The organism is Sinorhizobium sp. BJ1 (genome assembly GCF_002531555.1).
GTDB classification, from domain to species: domain Bacteria; phylum Pseudomonadota; class Alphaproteobacteria; order Rhizobiales; family Rhizobiaceae; genus Sinorhizobium; species Sinorhizobium fredii_B.
In genome coordinates this window covers 60,675-77,421 of sequence record NZ_NWTH01000030.1, presented here as the reverse complement: position 1 = coordinate 77,421, position 16,747 = coordinate 60,675, and the positions used below count along the sequence as shown (strand labels likewise).

Genomic DNA, 16,747 nt, shown 5'->3' with positions numbered 1-16,747 from the left:
CCGATCTTCCAGCGGTAGAGCAGGTCGTTCAAGCAATGGCCGAAACGCGACACCATCAGCAACACCTTGGTGCGCTCTGACTGGTCGTGGAGCGCCGTTTCCATCGCGAATTTCGCGGCAATCGGCTTCAGCCCTTCCTCGATAGCGGCGCGACCGACGCCTTCCTCCGAGATGAAGCTGATGCGCATGAAGAACAGGCCGGTTTGGAGATCGTCGAACTGCGAGCTGTCGATGATGTTGCAGCTCTGTTCAGCGAGATAGCCGGAAAGCGCCGCAACGATGCCGCGGGTGGATTTGCAGGTGACCGTCAAAACGTAAGTGTGCATCATTCGTCCTTGCTGTCGCGTCTCTCAGGCGCTCGGCCCATTGCATGTTCCCTAGATCGCAGCCAATCTAAGGATAAAACATGCAGCAATTCAAAGTCCAACAGCGACCTTTATGCGCCTGATAAGACACGCGGCGCTGTAACTATCACCTTGCAGGAAGCGCCGTCTGCTCCTGTGCGTCGATCTCCTTGAGAAAATCCTCCAACTCGCCCGGCGCTATGCCGACCAGATGCGCCTTTTCCGGATAGGCGCCGGATCGTACATCCTCGGCATATTCGCGGAAAGCGACGATGCGCTCCTGCTGCAGCCGTTCGAATTCGGCGGCAAAGTCGCGGTAGACCTTGGCATGGCGCGGATAGTGGCCGCGATTCTGCCCGAGCACGTCTTCGGCAAATAGATATTGCGCATCACATCCGGTACCCGCGCCCATGGAGAGCATCAGCAGCGACGTGCGCTGCGAGATCGCGGTTGCGACTTCGGCGGGCACGACCTCGATCTCGGCCGCGAAGGCGCCTGCCTCTTCGAGCGCCTTGACCTGGCGCCAGATCTCGAGCGCGCTTTGCGCCGTCTTGCCGACGGCCCTGAAGCCGCCGGTCCAGGTCGCCTTGGACGGGATCAGCCCGACATGACCGCAGACCGGAATGCCTTCCTCGCGAAGCCGCCTGACCGTCGAAAGACCGGCGGCACAATAGACGGCATCGCCGCCGGCCCGCATCGCCTGGAACGCGCCGCGCAGATAGTCCTCGGCGGTGACGAAGTCGCCATATTCCAGGCCCGGAAAGGCAAAGACCGTAGGCGCCGCCTCGCGGAATTGCGGCCCGAGCAGCGCCGGCGGAACGGATACGAGGTCGATACCGGCCTTCTCGGCGGCTTCTGCCTCCTCCAGCGTCACGACGCGCAGCATGGTGAGTTGCCTCTTGCCCTTGATCGACAAGAGATCGGCAACGGTCGGTCGACGGTGTTTCATGGAAATCTCCGGATGAATGCTTGAAAAGCGGAACTCGGGCGGGTTTCAGGCCGCCAGCAGCTTCTTGAGCTTGGTTTCAGGCGAGGACAGCGCCGCCGGGTCGGGCCTGCTGCCCGCGGCGATCAGCATTTCCGCAAGGCGAATGTCGCGGGCGACCGCATTGCCTGGCCCGATGCCGCTCGCGGCGATCAGCCGGCCCTCGCCGTCGAGGTGGAACAGAATGAAAGCGTCGTCGGTGAGCTGGCGCAGGACGGTCGTCGCGGCGCCATCGGCGAGGCCGGCGATCTGCAGGGTCAGTTCGTATTGATCCGACCAGAACCACGGTACGCTTGCGAGAGGCTCGGCCGCGCCCATCAGATTGGCCGCAGCGAGCGCTCCCTGCTCCTGTGCATTGCGCCAAGCTTCGAGCCGCACCCGCCGATCGTCATAGTGCGAGAGGGGAAAGGAACAGCAGTCGCCGGCTGCATAGATGTCGGGGTCCGATGTCCGGAGCGTCTCGTCGACAGCAATGCCGTTTTCGATCAAAATCCCGGCAGCCTCTGCAAGTTCCGTATTCGGGATCGCTCCGATGCCGACGACAATGAGATCGGCGGGCATACAGGCGCCCTCGGCGAAGACGACGCGCGCGCCATCATCATCCGCCTCGAGCGTCGCGATGCGGGCGCCGCAAACGATCTCGACGCCTTCCTGCCGGTGCCGCTCGGCAACGACGGCTGCGATCTCCTCCGGAACGCCGCGGGAAAGGACGCGCGGCAAGCCCTCGATGAGCACGACATCGGCGCCGAGCTTGCGGGCCGTCGCAGCAAGTTCGAGACCGACAAAGCCTCCGCCGATGATGGCGAGCTTTCGCCCGGGCCAAAGGGCGGCCCGGATCGCCAGAGCGTCGGCGTGGGTCCGGAGCATCCGGATGCGCTCGGCGTTCCCGCACACGCCTGGAAGGGCGCGTGGCCGGGCGCCGGTCGCAAGCAGCAGCCGATCGTAGTCAATCGTGCGACCCTCCGCGAGCCTGACAACCTTCTGCTCACGGTCGATCGCCTCAACCGGGACGCTCGTCAGGACGGCAATTCGAGCCTCCTCGTAGCGCGCGGCGTCGGCCACCAATTTCGGCGGCTCGGCGCCGGCGAGCCCGTCCTTGGAAAGCGGCGGCCGCTCATAGGGGAGATGCGGCTCGGCGCCAATCAGGGTGATTTCGCCCTGGAAACCTTTCTCCCTGAGGGCAAAGGCCGCCCTCGCGCCGCATTCGCCGGCGCCGACGATAACGATATGGCTCATGTTCTCCTCCCCTCGCGGCTGAAGCGTCGGGCCGCGTGCTCAGGAAATCGCAACGAAGACGCTGCCGGCCTCGAGCTTGACCGGATAGGTCTTCAGATTGACGCAGACGGGCGCACCTTTGGCCTGGCCGGTCTTGTAATTGAAGCGGCCGTTGTGCTTCGGACATTCGATGATGTCGTCCATCACCAGGCCGTCGGCAAGGTGGATGTGCTCATGCGTGCAGAGACCGTCGGTGGCGAAATATTCGTCATCGGGACTGCGGTAGACGGCAAACGTACGGCCTTCGTGATCGAAGCGGATGACGTCTTCCTCGTCGATATCGTCGGCCACGCAGACCTCGACCCAGTTCGAGCTCATTGGTTTCCTCCATTCGATGCAGTGAATGCGATTTCCGGCTTTTCGTCGCGCCTACTCGGCGGCGACCGGCTCGCTGTGGAACTCTTCGCGATAGGGCTTCGCCGTCGGCGGAAGTTCGCGCTTCAGGAAATAGTCCTCGTTGCGCAATTGCCGAAGAAAGGCCGGGATCATCTCGCGATAGCCGTCGAGGATCGACGGATTGGCCGCGGGCAGGTCGTGCTTGATCATCGCGTGCAGCTTCGGCAGCGCGTGATAGGGCACCATCGGGAACATGTGATGCTCGACGTGATAGTTCATGTTCCAGTAGATGAAGCGGCTCATCGGATTCATATGGACCGTGCGGCTGTTCAGCCGGTGGTCGGTGACGTTGTCGGCAAGTCCGCCATGCTGCAGAAGGCCCGTCAGCACGTGATGCCAGGCGCCGTAAAGCCGCGGCAGGCCGATCAGCATCAGGGGCAGGATGGCGCCGAGATAGATCGAGAGACCGATGGTCGCGACATATATGGCGAGCCAGATGCGGGCGACGAGGATCGCCTTCGGCCGCTCCATCTCCGGAATAAAGGTCTTTTCCGCGGCGCTGATGACGCCGAAGGCGTTCCGCACCATGTCGATGACGGCATACCAGACATCGATGATACCGAAGAAATTGAGAACGAGACGGAGAAGATCCGGCGGCCGCATGACGGCGATTTCCGGATCGCGGCCGACGATGACCGTGTCGGTGTGGTGGCGGGCGTGACTCCAGCGCCAGGTCACCGGGTTGCGCATGATCATGAAGCAGGCGATCTGATAGACGGCGTCGTTCATCCACATCGTCTTGAAGGCCGTGCCGTGGCCGCATTCATGCCAGCGGCTATCGGAGGCCGAGCCGTAGAGGACGCCATAGGCGAGGAAAAACGGCACGGCGAACCAGGTGCCCCAGAAATAGATGCCGAGCCCGCCGAAGAGAACCATGCTGCCGAGCCAGATCGAAGTATCGCGGATGGCGGGACCATCCTCGCGCTTCATCAGTTCCTTCATCTGCTTGCGCGGAATCTCGGTATGGTACCACTCGGCCGCGGCAAGGCCGTTCGCCACTGCCGCCCGGGCATCGCGCCCCAGCAGGCTGTAATCTCGTTTCGTCGGAACCGTCGTCATCCCTGCCTCCCGAGGCGCGCTCCGTTTGCGCTTCCATCTGATGCGAAGAGAATAAGTTGACTTTTGACAGCTCTCAAGGCAGTCATGAGATATTCTCTCAAAACACATCAGAGATACGACCTCATCAATGAGGTAATGCTGTCAGGGAGGCGCCAAATGAGCAGCAGGCCGACGATCGCCGATCTGGCGCGGGCCGCGGGGGTGAGCGTCGCAACGGTGGACCGCGTCCTGAACGGGCGTCACCCGGTGCGCGAGGAAACGGCACGGCGCGTCTATGATGCGGCAAAGGCGATCGGCTACCACGCCGTCGGCCTGCTGCGGCAGCGCGTCTTCGAGGACCTGCCGCAATACCGGCTCGGCTTTCTCTTGCAGAAGCCGCAGCAAGCTTTCTATCAGGCGGTCGCGAAGGAAATGGAGAATGCCGCGCTGTCGCTGACCAACGTCCGCGTCGTTCCGCAGGTCGACTTCGTTGCCAATTCCACCCCGGCAGGGATTACCGAGAAACTCAAGGCAATGGCGGCGCGCAATCAGGCGATCGCCTTCGTCGCCCCTGACTATCCGGCCGTGACGGCCGCGGTCGAGGATCTGAAGCAGCGCGGCGTTCCGACTTTCTCGTTACTCTCCGATTTCGCGTCCGGCGTGCGCGAAGGCTATATCGGCCTGAACAATCAAAAGGTCGGGCGAACCGCCGCCTGGATGATCGCCAGGGCGGCGGGCCGGCCGGGCAAGGTTGCTGCCTTTATCGGCAGCCACCGCTTCCTCGGCCACGAACTGCGCGAGATCGCCTTTCGCTCCTATTTTCGCGAGAAGGCGCCCGAATTCGAGGTGTTGGACACGATGGTGAACCTCGACACCGCCGAAATCACCCATGAGGCGACGCTCGACCTCCTGAAGCGTCACCCGGACCTTCTCGGCTTCTACGTCTGCGGCGGCGGTATGGAGGGAGCGATTTCGGCGATCCGCGAGGAGAAGCTCGTGGGCAAGCTGCTCGTCGTCGTCAACGAGCTGACGCCGGAGTCACGCGCAGCCCTTGCCGACGAGGCGGTGATCATGGCGGTGGCCACGCCGGTCCAGGCCCTGGCGCGAGAGACGATCAAACTGATGATCAGCGCCATCGACCGGGGCACCGCCGGCGTACCCGGACAGACCATCCTGCCCTTCGACATCTTCACGCCGGAGAATATCTGACCTGCCACGACCTGGGCTCGCATCCGCCATACTCCGGTTTTGCGGGTAACCGGTAAGGGGCGCGGGAACATCGCCCTGCCCCCTCACGTTGTAAGTCACGCCGCCAGCGGACAAATGCAGGCGAGGCTTCATGAGGAGGTTGCGTGGGCAGATCCATGAACGAGAAACAAAACGGCGCCCCGCTTATTCATGGTGCCGATGATCTGCCGTCCGTCACGGTCGACGATTACAATATGGGACTTCGTTCCGGCGACGGCTTCCTGGGCGACAGGGCCAACAAATTCGCCTTTCAGGAAAAGCTCGGTGCCTGGCGCAAGCGCGTGCGCAAGGGCGGTGAAGACCCGCTCGGCAAGACGCCGACCGGCGACCTGTCGAAAAAGCAGATCGACGCATTCCTGCTCGGCGACGACAAGGAGGCGGCCGCCCTGGTCATGGGAGCTGTCGACGAATTTGCAGGCGAACTCGCCGTCGTTCTCGGGAAATTCCTGCAGCAGAAGAGCTGGAAGAATACCGAGCGGGTGGTGATCGGCGGCGGCTTCCGTGGGAGCGCCGTCGGTGAACTGGCAATCGCCCGGGCGATGGTGCTCTTGAAGGCCGACGGTCTCAAGATAGAGCTCGCTCCGATTGTCCATCATCCGGATGACGCGGGACTTATCGGCGCCGCCCACCTGATGCCGAGTTGGATGCTGAAGGGACACAAGGCCATGCTCGCCATCGATATCGGCGGCACCAATGTTCGAGTGGGCATCGTCGAACTGCGCTTGAAGGAAGAAACGGACCTCTCAAGGGCCAAGGTCTGGAAGTCGGCCATCTGGCGCCATGCGGATGACAAGCCTAATCGGAGCGCGACGATCGATCGTCTCATCACCATGATCGATAAGCTGGTTGCCAAGGCGGACAAGGCGGGGCTGGCGCCGGCACCGGTGATAGGCGTGGCCTGCCCCGGCGTCATCAATGCCGACGGATCGATCCTGCGCGGCGGACAGAACTTGCCGGGCGGCAACTGGGAAAGCGAGCACTTCAACCTACCCGTCGTCCTCAAGAAGGCCATTCCTCAAATCGGCGAAGAGGAAACCTTCGTGATCATGCACAACGACGCCGTCGTTCAGGGGCTCTCGCAGATACCCTTCATGCAGGACGTCTCGGGCTGGGGAATTCTGACGATCGGCACGGGCCTCGGCAACGCTCACTTCAGCAACAAACCCGAAAATCGCAATGCCACCTGAGCCGCGCTGCCGTTGCCTTTCCGGCAGGGGCTCCTAGCTACCGAAATGACAACTTCTTGAAGGGATCGCACTGGATGAACCGGAATGGCCTCTATCTCATCATCGCTGTTCTTGCCGTGGTTGCGATTGGACTGGGCATCCATGTCTACCGCGAGGAAAACAAGCCAGGCGTGGAGATCAAGATGGGCGAGCAAGGTCTTTCGGTAGAGGAGAATTGAGGACACTCGTTGCCGTGTGAACTTTGGCAAGTCGTCGCTTGCCCCGCGGCCCTCCTTTCCCGCGAAGCTATTTTGAGGGGAAGAACTCCCAACGCCGTACCGTCTCTGGCACTCTCCGCCCGTGCTCTTGCTGCGGATTAGCTTGTGGGCGATGCTTCGGCGTTCAGTTGAACGTATGCAGCTTTATTTTCAAACTGCCGTCGCTTTGCCGCTCGAAGACATGTGTGGCAACTCCGCCCCATGGTTGATCTTTGCCCTCGGCATCCTTGCCCTTGGCTGACCACTTTGCTGCCCCGTAGATCAATTTGTCGTCACCATCAGCCCTTATCACCTCGAGCTTGTGACCGGTCGCGCCGCTACCGAAGATGCCGCTGAAGAACTTTTCAACCCCAGCAGGTCCTTCGATCACATCATGACTCGGGGGAAGGAGAAGTGCGTCCTCAGTATAGAAGGTGGCAACTGCCTTGGCGTCTCCCTTTCCGAATGCCTCGTCCCAAGCTGTGTAGGCGGCCCTGACATCGTCTTCGAGAGGACCGCCCTGAACCTCCATTGACGAAATCAGAATGGAGCATGCTGCAAGCGCAACTCGCCAACCAACGCGTGTCGTTGACATGGCCTTCCTCCTTTACTTGTTGTTATGCTCCTGCGGCCTAAGTATATCACGGCTAGTGTAGTACATATATCTTCTTGCTATTCGAACTCGGAGCGAGGCGATGAAGGCTGATAGTCGACAGGCGATCTTCAGCCATTGGACTATCCAATCCCGGCGCGGTTATCCCCGAAGGGGAAGTCGACTTGGGGCGAGCCGCTGAGTGTGCCCTCACCACCCATGCCAAATATCTGATTTACCGATACCGCCTTTCAGACTGTTGGCGGTCATCACCGCTGGGACTTCGCCAGCGCCTGTTGTGGTAGTGTCGCGGTGTTCGATGCTGCGCGACTCGCGACGCTAGAGCCTCTTGCATTTTCATCTCATGCGCTGGAGCCGCCATGTTCGACCTGATCATTCGAAACGCCAATCTCCCGGACGGTCGCAACGGCATCGACATCGGCATCAGAGATGACAGGATCGCCGAGGTGACGACAAGGATCGGAGCGACGGCCAAGGAGGAAATCGGCTCGACCGGCCGGCTCGTCACGCCGCCCTTTGTCGATCCGCACTTTCACATGGATGCGACGCTGTCGCTGGGGCTGCCGCGCATGAACCGCTCCGGCACGCTGCTCGAAGGCATCGCGCTTTGGGGCGAACTGCGTCCGACCTTGACGCGCGAGGCGCTGGTCGAGCGGGCGCTGCGCTATTGTGATCTCGCAGTCTCGCAGGGACTTCTCCACATTCGCAGCCATGTGGATGTCAGCGATCCGCGGCTGGTGACCGTCGAAGCGCTGCTTGAGGTCCGCGACAGCGTGGCGTCCTATATCGACCTGCAGCTCGTTGCGTTTCCGCAGGACGGCTATTACCGCTCGCCGGGTGCCGTCGAGGCCCTGAACCGGGCGCTCGACATGGGCGTCGACATCGTCGGCGGCATTCCGCATTTCGAGCGCACCATGAGCGACGGGGCGGCGTCGGTGGAAGCGCTCTGCCGCATCGCCGCCGAACGCGGATTGCCCGTCGACATGCACTGCGACGAGACGGACGATCCGATGTCGCGCCATATCGAGACGCTGGCCGCGCAGACGATCCGTTTCGGCCTTCAAGGGCGGGTTGCGGGATCGCATCTCACCTCGATGCATTCGATGGACAATTACTACGTCTCGAAGCTCATCCCGCTGATGGCCGAGGCTCGGATCAACGTCATTCCCAACCCGCTGATCAACATCATGCTGCAGGGCCGGCACGATACCTACCCGAAGCGTCGCGGCCTGACGCGTGTGCGCGAACTGATGGACGCCGGCCTCAACGTCTCCTTTGGCCATGACTGCGTGATGGATCCCTGGTACTCGATGGGCTCGGGCGACATGCTCGAAGTCGGGCACATGGCGATCCACGTCGCCCAGATGGCCGGCATCGAGGACAAGCGAAAGGTGTTCGATGCGTTGACCGTCAATTCGGCGAAGACGATGGGTCTGGCGGGCTATGGTATCGAGAAGGGCTGCAATGCCGATCTCGTCATCCTTCAGGCGCGCGATCCGCACGAAGCCCTGCGGCTGAAGCCGAACCGTCTTGCCGTGATCCGCCGCGGCAAGGTCATCGCCCGCACGCCGCCGCGCGTCAGCGAGTTGCGGATCGACGGCCGGCCCTCAAGCGTGGACGGCTCCGAATACGCACCGAACTTCGGGGGCTGACCTTCTCTTCCATCGGTGTTGCCCATCGCGAGGCTGCGGGGGCGCGCTGTCTACTGCGCGGCCGCCCGTCTCGGCGAACCTGCCACCAGCCGCGCATAGGCGATCGCCGAAAGCATGTTGACGTGGTTTGCCTTGCCGGTTCCGGCGATATCGAAGGCCGTTCCATGGTCCACGGATACGCGGTCGATCGGCAGTCCCAGCGACACGTTCACCGCCGTGTCGAAGGCGACGAGTTTGATCGGAATGTGGCCCTGATCGTGATACTGCGCCACGACGAGATCGAAAGCGCCGTTATAGGCACGCGCGAAGACCGTATCGGCGGAGATCGGGCCGGTGACGTCGATGCCCTTGGCCCTCGCCTGCTCGACGGCGGGCGCCAGGAAGCGCGTATCCTCGTCGCCGAAAAGGCCGTTTTCGCCGCAATGCGGATTGAGACCGGCAACGGCAATGCGCGGCTTGCGGCCGATCCGCATGAAATGGTTGTGGCCGGCCTCGATCGTCGCCAGCACCCGCTCGACCGTCGCCCGCTCGATGGCGCCGCGGAGCGACACATGGGTGGAGACGTGGATGGTGTTGAGCCGCTCGGACGCAAGCAGCATGAACGAGCTCTTCGAGCCGGTCAGGTGCGCAAGAAGGCCGGTGTGGCCATCGAAATGATGCCCGGCGAGGTTCATCGCCTCCTTGTTGATCGGCGCGGTGACGATGCAATCGGCCTCGCCCACCTGCGCCATCTCGACAGCGCGACGGATATAGCGCACCGAGGCCTCGCCGGCCGTGGCGCTCACCTTGCCGATCTCCGGCAAGGAAGCGTCGATCGACACCTCCTCGACCAGAACGGCACCGTCCATCGGTCGCGTTGCGAAGTCTACAGCCGCCGATGTCGCACGCTTGGCCCGCTCCAGCGCCTCGATATTGCCTACGACGGTGAAGTTCGCGAGCTCCTTGCGCGGCAGTGACGCTAGCGCCTTGGCGATCACCTCCGGCCCGACGCCGGCCGGATCGCCGAGCGTGATTGCGACGCGGGTGTCCTTGCCCATGCTTTCCTCCCCGTTCGGCGTGCTAGTAGGCCGCCTCGTAGATTGCGAGAATATCGGCGCGCGACAGATCGCGCGGATTGTTGTCGAGCAGTCGCCGGATGGCGAAGGCATCGTCGGCCATCGTGCGAAGGTCGTTGGCGAGCACGCCGAGCTGGCGCAGCTTCATTTCTATGCCGAGCGAGGCGCAGAACCCATGCGCCGCATCGAACACCGAGTCGACGTCCTCAGAGGCCGGCAGGCCCAGCGCCTCGAGCACCGCCCTCGTCTTTTCAGGCACGGCGGGGGTGTTGAAGGCAAGCACATGCGGAAAGATCAGCGCATTGGCGGCACCATGGGCGACATGCCAGCGCGTGCCGAGCGGATAGGCGAGCGCATGGCCACCGGCCGTATTCACCGGCCCGAGGCAATAGCCGCCGTAGAGCGAGGCGAGCGACAGCCCGGCACGGGCCTCCGCATCATTGCCATCACGGACGGCGCGCGCCAAATAGCGGCCGACGAGCCGCACGCCTTCAATCGCATAGATATCAATGGCTGGATGCGCCTTCCGGTTGGTGAAGGCTTCGACGCAATGCGCGAGCGCGTCCACGCCCGTCGCGGCCGTGACCTTCGGCGGCACGGTGAAAGTGAGCGCCGGGTCAATGACGGCGATGTCGGCGAGCATGTGGATGCTTTCGACGGCGAGCTTGGCCTTCGTTTCCGGGTCGGTGACGAGAGCCCGAATACCCGCTTCGCTGCCGGTTCCAGAGGTCGTCGGCACCTGGGCAAGCGCGACTTCCCGCGGGCCGACAACTTTGCCTGCGCCGACGACATCGGTGAGCCGCTGCGATGAGCCGGACAGGACGGCCGCGAACTTGGCAAGATCCATGGCGCTGCCGCCACCCAAGCCGACGATCAGATCGGCCTTGGCGCCTTCCGCGGCCGAAAGCACGCGCTCGAGGTCGGTCGTATCGGGCTCAGCTTTGACTTCACCATAGACGGTCACCTCGCCTAAAAGCCCCAGAACTTCGCTGCGCGTCGCATTGAAACCGTCGGAAATCACCAGAACGCGGCGGTACCCCTTGCTCTCGGCCCAGGCGCCAAGCCGGGCCGCTACGCCGGTGCCGAACTCGATCAGAGCCGGCCTCACCGTGGAAATGGGCCTATCCAGATTGCTCATCCGATCGATCCTCCCTGAACTCGACGACGCGAAGCGCGCTAAGATGTAAAGTTGTTATACTTCATGTCATCAAATGGCAATAGCAGTGACCGAGATTTTGTCCATGATACGTCATATGCTGCACCTTCGAATTCAACGGCGACGCGAAGGCGATTGTGCTTATATTGTTGTAAACAATGATAATATTGGCAACGGTATCGCTGCGGCCGGCAACGATTCAACGGTTAACTGAACCAAACCCGGCGGACGCGGCTGACGCCGTTACACTTGTCAAGTCGCGCCGTCGGGCTACGGCCAACCGGGGTCAGCTAGCTCTCTCGAGAAAGTCCGGATCCAATCGGACGTATTTGATCGCCCGTCGGAAATAGGTGTAAGCGACGTGCAGCCGGCCTTCCGCGTCTTCGACAATGGACGGATAGGAGAATTCGCGATTGAGCGAATCCTTCGAGTTGTTGCTGAGGCAATAGCCATCGCCGGTATCGAGGTCGATGCGGCGCGGAAATGTCCGGCCGCCGTCGGTCGAAAACGCTAGACTGAGCGGCGCACGGGGCACCCCCCAGACGGCCGGGCGGGCGGAGGCGACTGCTTCGGCGGAACCGCTGTCCCCCTCGCCCTCGATCTCGTCATAAAGCGAGTGGCGGCGCGCATCCGACATCGACGCATTGCTGTGGTTGTAAACCATAGCAATGGCGCCATTTTTCATGCGGATCGCCTGGATCGACGAATTGTTGTTCGGCAGGTCCACCGGCTCCGGGGCTGACCAGTTCAAGCCCGCATCGTTCGATTGGCTTCTAAGCACATTGGTCGCAAAACGGTTGCGGTAGAAGGCGACCATCGCCCCGTCCTCGGCCGGGACGATGTTCATATGGACTGCGCCGACACTGTCCGGCACCTCCGCCATCGTCCAGGTTTTGCCTTCATCGCGGGAAATCAGGACCGCCGCACGGTCGACATCGCCGGTCCAGCGCCAGCCCGCTTCTCCGATACAGCGAAAGACCGGCAGCAGCCAGTCGCCTGCACCATTCACGATGATCGGCTGGCGAACGAAAGTGCCTGGAATGTCGCAAAGCACTTCGGTCGGACCGAAGGACTTGCCGCCATTCTCGGAAATGCGGCGCTTGACCACCGCGCCGTCCTGGTTTCCCGAGGTCTGCGAGGTAAAGAGCAGCCAGGCGCGGCCGTCCGGCGCCGTGAAGATCAACGGGTTTTGCTCGGACTTCTGCGGGTCGTCCGACATCTTCTCCGGGTTGGTCCAGCGGCGCGCGCCGGGTTCCAGCCGCGACATGTAAACCGAGATGTCACCCATGCCCTCCATCGTTCCGCCGAACCAGACGCATGTCAGCGTGCAATCCGGTAGGAAAGAGAGATTGGCGGCGTGGTTTTGCACGCAGGGTGATGGAAGATAGGCGTCGTAACGGCCAAGCTCGGTCGAGCTCGGGACGATCTCGCCCGTCATCCGGGACGGAACCTCGTGCGGTTCCAGTGCGGTATAGGCCATCCGATCCTCCCTTAATCCAATGCCGCAAATTTCGCGGCAAGATCGGCGCACTCGCTGTCGTTCAGCGGCATGAGCGGCGCGCGCGTCCGAAACCATGCGTCCTCGCCGCGCTTCAAGGCGACCATCGCCTTGACCGTCGGGATCTGCACATAGGAATTCGACAACGTGCGATAGGCGTTGATACGCGCCTGCGCCGCTTCGACCTCGGCCGCCTTTGCCGCGTCCGAGACGTGATCGAAGATCAGCCGGAGGGAATCGGCGACGAGATTGGACGTCGCGGTGATGCAGCCCGCGCCTCCGGCCTTCAGCAGCGGCAGAAGCAGGGGATCGGCGCCGGCGAGTACGGAAAAATTCGGCAGTTCCGCAACAAGCGCCTGCATGTTGGCGAAGTCGCCGGCGGAATCCTTGATGCCGACGATCGTCTCGGGAAAGGCCGACGCAAGCCGTTTGACGAGGGGGATCGACAGCGGAATGCCGGAGACCTGCGGGATGTGATAGAGGATCACCTTCAACCGACTATCCGAGATCTTTTCAACGATTTGCGAATAGGCTGCATAGACGCCATCGTCGCTGACCCCCTTGTAGTAGAAGGGCGGGAGCATCACGACTTTCGTCACCCCGAGGGATAGCGCATGTTTCGTCAGCGCCACCGTTTCCGGTATGGCGGCAACGCCGGTGCCGGGCATCAGCCGATCGGCGGCAATGCCGGCCGCAAGGGCGCTCTCCAATATCGCTCTGCGCTCGTCCTGCGAAAACGAATTGGCCTCCCCGGTCGTCCCGAGCAGGGCAATTCCGTGGCAGCCATCGTCAAGCAGCTTGCCGCAATGATCCGCAAAAAGCGCGAGATCCGGATCGCCGTTCTCCTTGAGCGGAGTCGCCGCCGCGCAGTAGACACCGGCCACCACATGTTTTCCGTGCATCTCTACCTCCTCCGCTGTCGCGGGATGCGCTGCCGGCCTCCCAAATTTGTCAGCCGCCGTCCTCGGGATCACCATTTGGCGGTCCCATGGCGCCCTATATCGCCGCCTTTTGTGTTTGACATTGGCCTTGTTGTCAATATTGAATTCCGGTCACCAATTTTTACCTCGCAACAAGCATTTGATTTACTTGCTCAATTTTTCATGGCCGATCTCGGCGGCGAAAGCCGATGCAATTTTTGTTGACATATTTACAATACGGGTGAAGTCTAAGGCCAATCAGAGCGCCACATATCCGAGGAGAGCGGAGGCGCTCGGTTTCACGCACGGGAGGAAGAAATGAACAAACGGAACGATCTCGACTCCGCAATGACGGGCATCTCGCGGCGCGATGCCCTCAAGCTCGGCCTCGGTGCCACCGTGGCCCTGACAATCGCCGGCATGAATGCGCGCATTGTCCTGGCGCAGGAAGGCCAGGTGCTGAAGGTTGCCAACCCCGCCTTCAATCAGGACTGGTCGCCGCTGCGTGGCGGCGGTGTTCCCTATCGCTGGAATTCGATCTGGTGGGCCTCGCCGATGTTCTTCGACAGCGAGGGCAAGATCCACCCCTATGTCTTTACCAGCTGGGAAGGCTCCGAAGGCGACAAGGTCTGGACCTTCAAGATCAATCCGAAGGCAACGTTCTCCGATGGCAGCAAGATCACCGCCGAGGACGTCAAGGGTTCCTGGAACGTCTCGGCCATGCCGAACACCAAGAGCCAGCGCGCCGATCAGGTGTTGAGCAAAGTCGTGGGCTTTGCGGAAGTGAGCGGCGGCACCGCCAAAGAAATTTCCGGCATCGCGACGCCGGATGAAGGGACCGTCGTCGTGACGCTCAGCGAAGCGGACCCGATCTTCTTCATGCGTCTCGCCAACCACATCGCGCCGATCACCAAAGCCGAGCAGTCGCGTGGCGAGGATGGCGAGGAGATCGCCGACTGGTACACGCCGGACAGTGGCGCCGTCTATTCCGGGCCATTCAAGCTGACCGCGATCGACATCGACGCCGGCACCCTGACCTTCGAACCCAACGAGAATTTCTTCGGCCCGAAGCCGAAGCTGGCCCGCATCGAGATCAGTTCGATCGAGGACAACGTCACGGCGACGTCGCTGTTGAAATCCGGCGAGTTCAACGCGCATACGGAGCTCGTCACCTCGACGATCATCCAGGACCTCGGGCCGGAATTCGCCTCCGGCCCGATCATCCCGACGAGCCAGCATTTCTGGTTTAACACGGCGCGCAAGCCGATGGACGATCCGAAGGTCCGCGAGGCGCTGATCCGCGCCGTCGATCGCGACGGCCTGATGAAGGCCTCCTTCCCCGATGGCCCGCACAAGAAGACCGACCAGATCCTGAACTCCGTGCCCGGCGCCGACAATTCCGGCTTCGAGCCCTATCCCTACGATCCGGAAGGCGCCAAGAAGCTCCTTGCCGAGTCGAGCTATGGCGGACCGGAGAAACTGCCGAAGCTGCTCTTTGTCGGTGTCTCCGGCCCGGCGATCGAAGCGGCTGCACAGTTCATCGCCGAGCAATGGCGCCAGAACCTCGGCATTTCCGCCGTCGACATGAAGCCGCAACAGGACGCCTATGCCGGTCCCGACCAGAATGCGGTGCAAATTTTCCGCGACGACGTCGGCACCCGCGTGCCGGATGCCGCCTCCTACCTGCAGGGCTCGATCGCCTCGACGTCCTCGAACGCCCAGAACAAGCTCGGCGGCTACAAGAACGACAAGGTCGACAGCCTTCTGAAGGAAGCATCGACCAAGGCGGCCGATGATCCGCAACGTGTGGCACTCGCCCAGGAAGCCCAGAAGGCGTTCCGCGACGACTGGGCCTTCATCCCCTGGTATGCTCAGGCGATGTCGCGCTGGGCCACCGCCGAGGTCAAGGGCATCGACAAGAACCTCGACTGGCAAGTGGCAAAGCCGTGGGAGATTTCGGTCGGCTGAAATGGCCGGCTGCTGTCGAACTTAACCGGGAAAACTCGCGCGAAGGCCCTGGGGCCTTCGCGCTCGAGTAAGCGCATAGGCCGCGAGCTTCGTCTTCCGTAGCGGTCCTCGCGTTAAACGGCCGGCACAATGACGCCCTTGGGGCCGGCTCAGGCAAGCATGACGTCCGGCGGCCACCATGGCGGGGCTGACCGGCACCATGCGGGAGGAACAAGCGACATGCTGCGTTACGTCGCGACACGGTTTGCCATCTGGATACCATCCGTTCTGCTGGTGATGATGGCCGTCTATGCACTAGCCTTTTATGGCGCAGGCGACCCGATCAAGCTGATCTTCCTGCGTGCCCCGGGCGACGTCGCCTATAACCCGGAACGCATCGAGGCGATCCGCGAAAGCGCCGGCCTCAACAAACCTTTCATCGAGCAGTTCGGCTACTACGTCTGGAACCTGATCCAGGGTGATTTCGGGAATTCGCTCAGCTCCGGGCGCTCCGTCTGGGCGATGATCAAGGCCGCAGCGCCGGTCTCCTTCAAGCTGGCGCTCTGTGCCATCGTGCTCACCGCACTCGTTGCAATTCCGCTCGGCATGATCGCGGCGCTCAATCAGAACCGCCGCCTCGACTACATCATTCTCGGCTCGGCGCTCTTCCTCTGGGCCATCCCCGCCTATGTCGCAGGGCCGCTGCTGATGGTCGGCCTCATCGTTCTGCTCCCCGACGCCAAGATCCCCTATGGCTGGGGCGGCGTCTTCGACATCCGCATCATCCTGCCCTTGATCGTGCTTTCCTTCCAGCCGATCGCGCTCATCATCCGCCAGACGCGCGCCGCGGTCATCGAGGTACTTTCCGAAGATTTCGTCCGCACCGCGCGGGCAAAGGGCGTGCCGGAGATCGTCGTCTCGATCAAGCATATCCTCAGGCCGGTGCTGACGCCGGTCGTCACCCAGCTCGGCCTCATCATGATCACCATCGTCAACGGCGCGATCTTCGTGGAACTCGTCTTCGGCCTTCCGGGCCTCGGCCGCCTGACCGTCAAGGCGCTGACCAATTCCGATTATCCGGTTATCCTGGCGATCACCCTCATCGGCTCGTTCCTGGTGATGATCTCCAACCTGCTGGTCGACATCCTCTATCCGCTGCTCGACCCGCGCGCCGTCGATGCCCAGAGGAGCCGCTGA

At 62.2% G+C, this 16,747-nt stretch carries 16 protein-coding genes; 6 read left to right on the top strand and 10 right to left on the bottom strand.

Going from position 1 to position 16,747, the window contains the following annotated elements:
* The 5 genes from CO676_RS27680 to CO676_RS27660 form a co-directional block, all read right to left on the bottom strand.
* The coding region (locus CO676_RS27680) for an ACT domain-containing protein (RefSeq protein WP_280952056.1) at positions 1 to 326 on the bottom strand (326 nt) is incomplete at its 3' end.
* Between the two features lie 145 nt (positions 327 to 471).
* Positions 472 to 1,293: a 3-methyl-2-oxobutanoate hydroxymethyltransferase gene (locus CO676_RS27675; protein ID WP_097523439.1), complete on the bottom strand. Its 822-nt coding sequence runs from the start codon at positions 1,291 to 1,293 to the stop codon at positions 472 to 474.
* A 45-nt stretch (positions 1,294 to 1,338) separates the two neighbouring features.
* Positions 1,339 to 2,565, bottom strand: a complete 1,227-nt coding sequence (locus CO676_RS27670) for an FAD-dependent oxidoreductase (RefSeq protein WP_097523438.1) — start codon at positions 2,563 to 2,565, stop codon at positions 1,339 to 1,341.
* A 39-nt stretch (positions 2,566 to 2,604) separates the two neighbouring features.
* Complete coding sequence (locus CO676_RS27665; protein ID WP_097523437.1) at positions 2,605 to 2,922, bottom strand: MocE family 2Fe-2S type ferredoxin; 318 nt, start codon at positions 2,920 to 2,922, stop codon at positions 2,605 to 2,607.
* 51 nt (positions 2,923 to 2,973) lie between these two features.
* Positions 2,974 to 4,059: a fatty acid desaturase family protein gene (locus CO676_RS27660; RefSeq protein ID WP_097523436.1), complete on the bottom strand. Its 1,086-nt coding sequence runs from the start codon at positions 4,057 to 4,059 to the stop codon at positions 2,974 to 2,976.
* Between the two features lie 156 nt (positions 4,060 to 4,215).
* Between CO676_RS27660 and CO676_RS27655 the strand changes: the two genes are divergently transcribed.
* From CO676_RS27655 to CO676_RS27645, 3 genes are all read left to right on the top strand, one after another.
* On the top strand, positions 4,216 to 5,247 hold the full coding sequence (locus CO676_RS27655) for a LacI family DNA-binding transcriptional regulator (RefSeq protein WP_097523435.1): 1,032 nt from the start codon (positions 4,216 to 4,218) through the stop codon (positions 5,245 to 5,247).
* A gap of 143 nt (positions 5,248 to 5,390) precedes the next feature.
* Positions 5,391 to 6,473, top strand: coding sequence for an ROK family protein (locus CO676_RS27650; protein ID WP_097523434.1), 1,083 nt, complete (start codon positions 5,391 to 5,393; stop codon positions 6,471 to 6,473).
* A 74-nt stretch (positions 6,474 to 6,547) separates the two neighbouring features.
* On the top strand, positions 6,548 to 6,691 hold the full coding sequence (locus CO676_RS27645; RefSeq protein WP_097523433.1) for a hypothetical protein: 144 nt from the start codon (positions 6,548 to 6,550) through the stop codon (positions 6,689 to 6,691).
* A 163-nt stretch (positions 6,692 to 6,854) separates the two neighbouring features.
* Here the strand turns inward: CO676_RS27645 and CO676_RS27640 are convergent, their stop codons facing one another.
* Complete coding sequence (locus CO676_RS27640) at positions 6,855 to 7,241, bottom strand: nuclear transport factor 2 family protein (RefSeq protein ID WP_014762035.1); 387 nt, start codon at positions 7,239 to 7,241, stop codon at positions 6,855 to 6,857.
* Positions 7,242 to 7,681: 440 nt separating this feature from the next.
* On the opposite strand from CO676_RS27640, the gene CO676_RS27635 reads away from it, so the two are divergent.
* Positions 7,682 to 8,974, top strand: a complete 1,293-nt coding sequence (locus CO676_RS27635; RefSeq protein ID WP_097523432.1) for an amidohydrolase family protein — start codon at positions 7,682 to 7,684, stop codon at positions 8,972 to 8,974.
* 50 nt (positions 8,975 to 9,024) lie between these two features.
* Here CO676_RS27635 and pdxA read toward each other — a convergent pair whose 3' ends face one another.
* From pdxA to CO676_RS27615, 4 genes are all read right to left on the bottom strand, one after another.
* On the bottom strand, positions 9,025 to 10,011 hold the full coding sequence (pdxA, locus tag CO676_RS27630; RefSeq protein WP_097523431.1) for a 4-hydroxythreonine-4-phosphate dehydrogenase PdxA: 987 nt from the start codon (positions 10,009 to 10,011) through the stop codon (positions 9,025 to 9,027).
* Between the two features lie 22 nt (positions 10,012 to 10,033).
* On the bottom strand, positions 10,034 to 11,167 hold the full coding sequence (locus tag CO676_RS27625; RefSeq protein WP_097523430.1) for an iron-containing alcohol dehydrogenase: 1,134 nt from the start codon (positions 11,165 to 11,167) through the stop codon (positions 10,034 to 10,036).
* A gap of 304 nt (positions 11,168 to 11,471) precedes the next feature.
* The gene (locus CO676_RS27620) at positions 11,472 to 12,665 is read right to left on the bottom strand and encodes an exo-alpha-sialidase (protein ID WP_179875671.1); all 1,194 of its coding nucleotides are present in this window, start codon (positions 12,663 to 12,665) and stop codon (positions 11,472 to 11,474) included.
* Positions 12,666 to 12,676: 11 nt separating this feature from the next.
* A complete protein-coding gene (locus CO676_RS27615) occupies positions 12,677 to 13,585 on the bottom strand; it encodes a dihydrodipicolinate synthase family protein (RefSeq protein WP_097523429.1) in 909 nt (302 codons plus the stop codon).
* A 336-nt stretch (positions 13,586 to 13,921) separates the two neighbouring features.
* Between CO676_RS27615 and CO676_RS27610 the strand changes: the two genes are divergently transcribed.
* Positions 13,922 to 15,571 carry an ABC transporter substrate-binding protein gene (locus CO676_RS27610; protein WP_097523428.1) on the top strand — a complete coding sequence of 550 codons (1,650 nt, stop codon included), beginning with the start codon at positions 13,922 to 13,924 and terminating at the stop codon, positions 15,569 to 15,571.
* Positions 15,572 to 15,790: 219 nt separating this feature from the next.
* Positions 15,791 to 16,747: an ABC transporter permease gene (locus CO676_RS27605; protein WP_097523427.1), complete on the top strand. Its 957-nt coding sequence runs from the start codon at positions 15,791 to 15,793 to the stop codon at positions 16,745 to 16,747.

Coding starts and splice junctions, on each gene's coding strand:
- CO676_RS27660 (WP_097523436.1), bottom strand. CDS start 4,059: ATGACGACGGTTCCGACGAAACGAGATTACAGCCTGCTGGGGCGCGAT.
- CO676_RS27625 (WP_097523430.1), bottom strand. CDS start 11,167: ATGAGCAATCTGGATAGGCCCATTTCCACGGTGAGGCCGGCTCTGATC.
- CO676_RS27670 (WP_097523438.1), bottom strand. CDS start 2,565: ATGAGCCATATCGTTATCGTCGGCGCCGGCGAATGCGGCGCGAGGGCG.
- CO676_RS27635 (WP_097523432.1), top strand. CDS start 7,682: ATGTTCGACCTGATCATTCGAAACGCCAATCTCCCGGACGGTCGCAAC.
- CO676_RS27605 (WP_097523427.1), top strand. CDS start 15,791: ATGCTGCGTTACGTCGCGACACGGTTTGCCATCTGGATACCATCCGTT.
- CO676_RS27640 (WP_014762035.1), bottom strand. CDS start 7,241: ATGGAGGTTCAGGGCGGTCCTCTCGAAGACGATGTCAGGGCCGCCTAC.
- pdxA (WP_097523431.1), bottom strand. CDS start 10,011: ATGGGCAAGGACACCCGCGTCGCAATCACGCTCGGCGATCCGGCCGGC.
- CO676_RS27655 (WP_097523435.1), top strand. CDS start 4,216: ATGAGCAGCAGGCCGACGATCGCCGATCTGGCGCGGGCCGCGGGGGTG.
- CO676_RS27610 (WP_097523428.1), top strand. CDS start 13,922: ATGAACAAACGGAACGATCTCGACTCCGCAATGACGGGCATCTCGCGG.
- CO676_RS27675 (WP_097523439.1), bottom strand. CDS start 1,293: ATGAAACACCGTCGACCGACCGTTGCCGATCTCTTGTCGATCAAGGGC.
- CO676_RS27615 (WP_097523429.1), bottom strand. CDS start 13,585: ATGCACGGAAAACATGTGGTGGCCGGTGTCTACTGCGCGGCGGCGACT.
- CO676_RS27620 (WP_179875671.1), bottom strand. CDS start 12,665: ATGGCCTATACCGCACTGGAACCGCACGAGGTTCCGTCCCGGATGACG.
- CO676_RS27665 (WP_097523437.1), bottom strand. CDS start 2,922: ATGAGCTCGAACTGGGTCGAGGTCTGCGTGGCCGACGATATCGACGAG.
- CO676_RS27645 (WP_097523433.1), top strand. CDS start 6,548: ATGAACCGGAATGGCCTCTATCTCATCATCGCTGTTCTTGCCGTGGTT.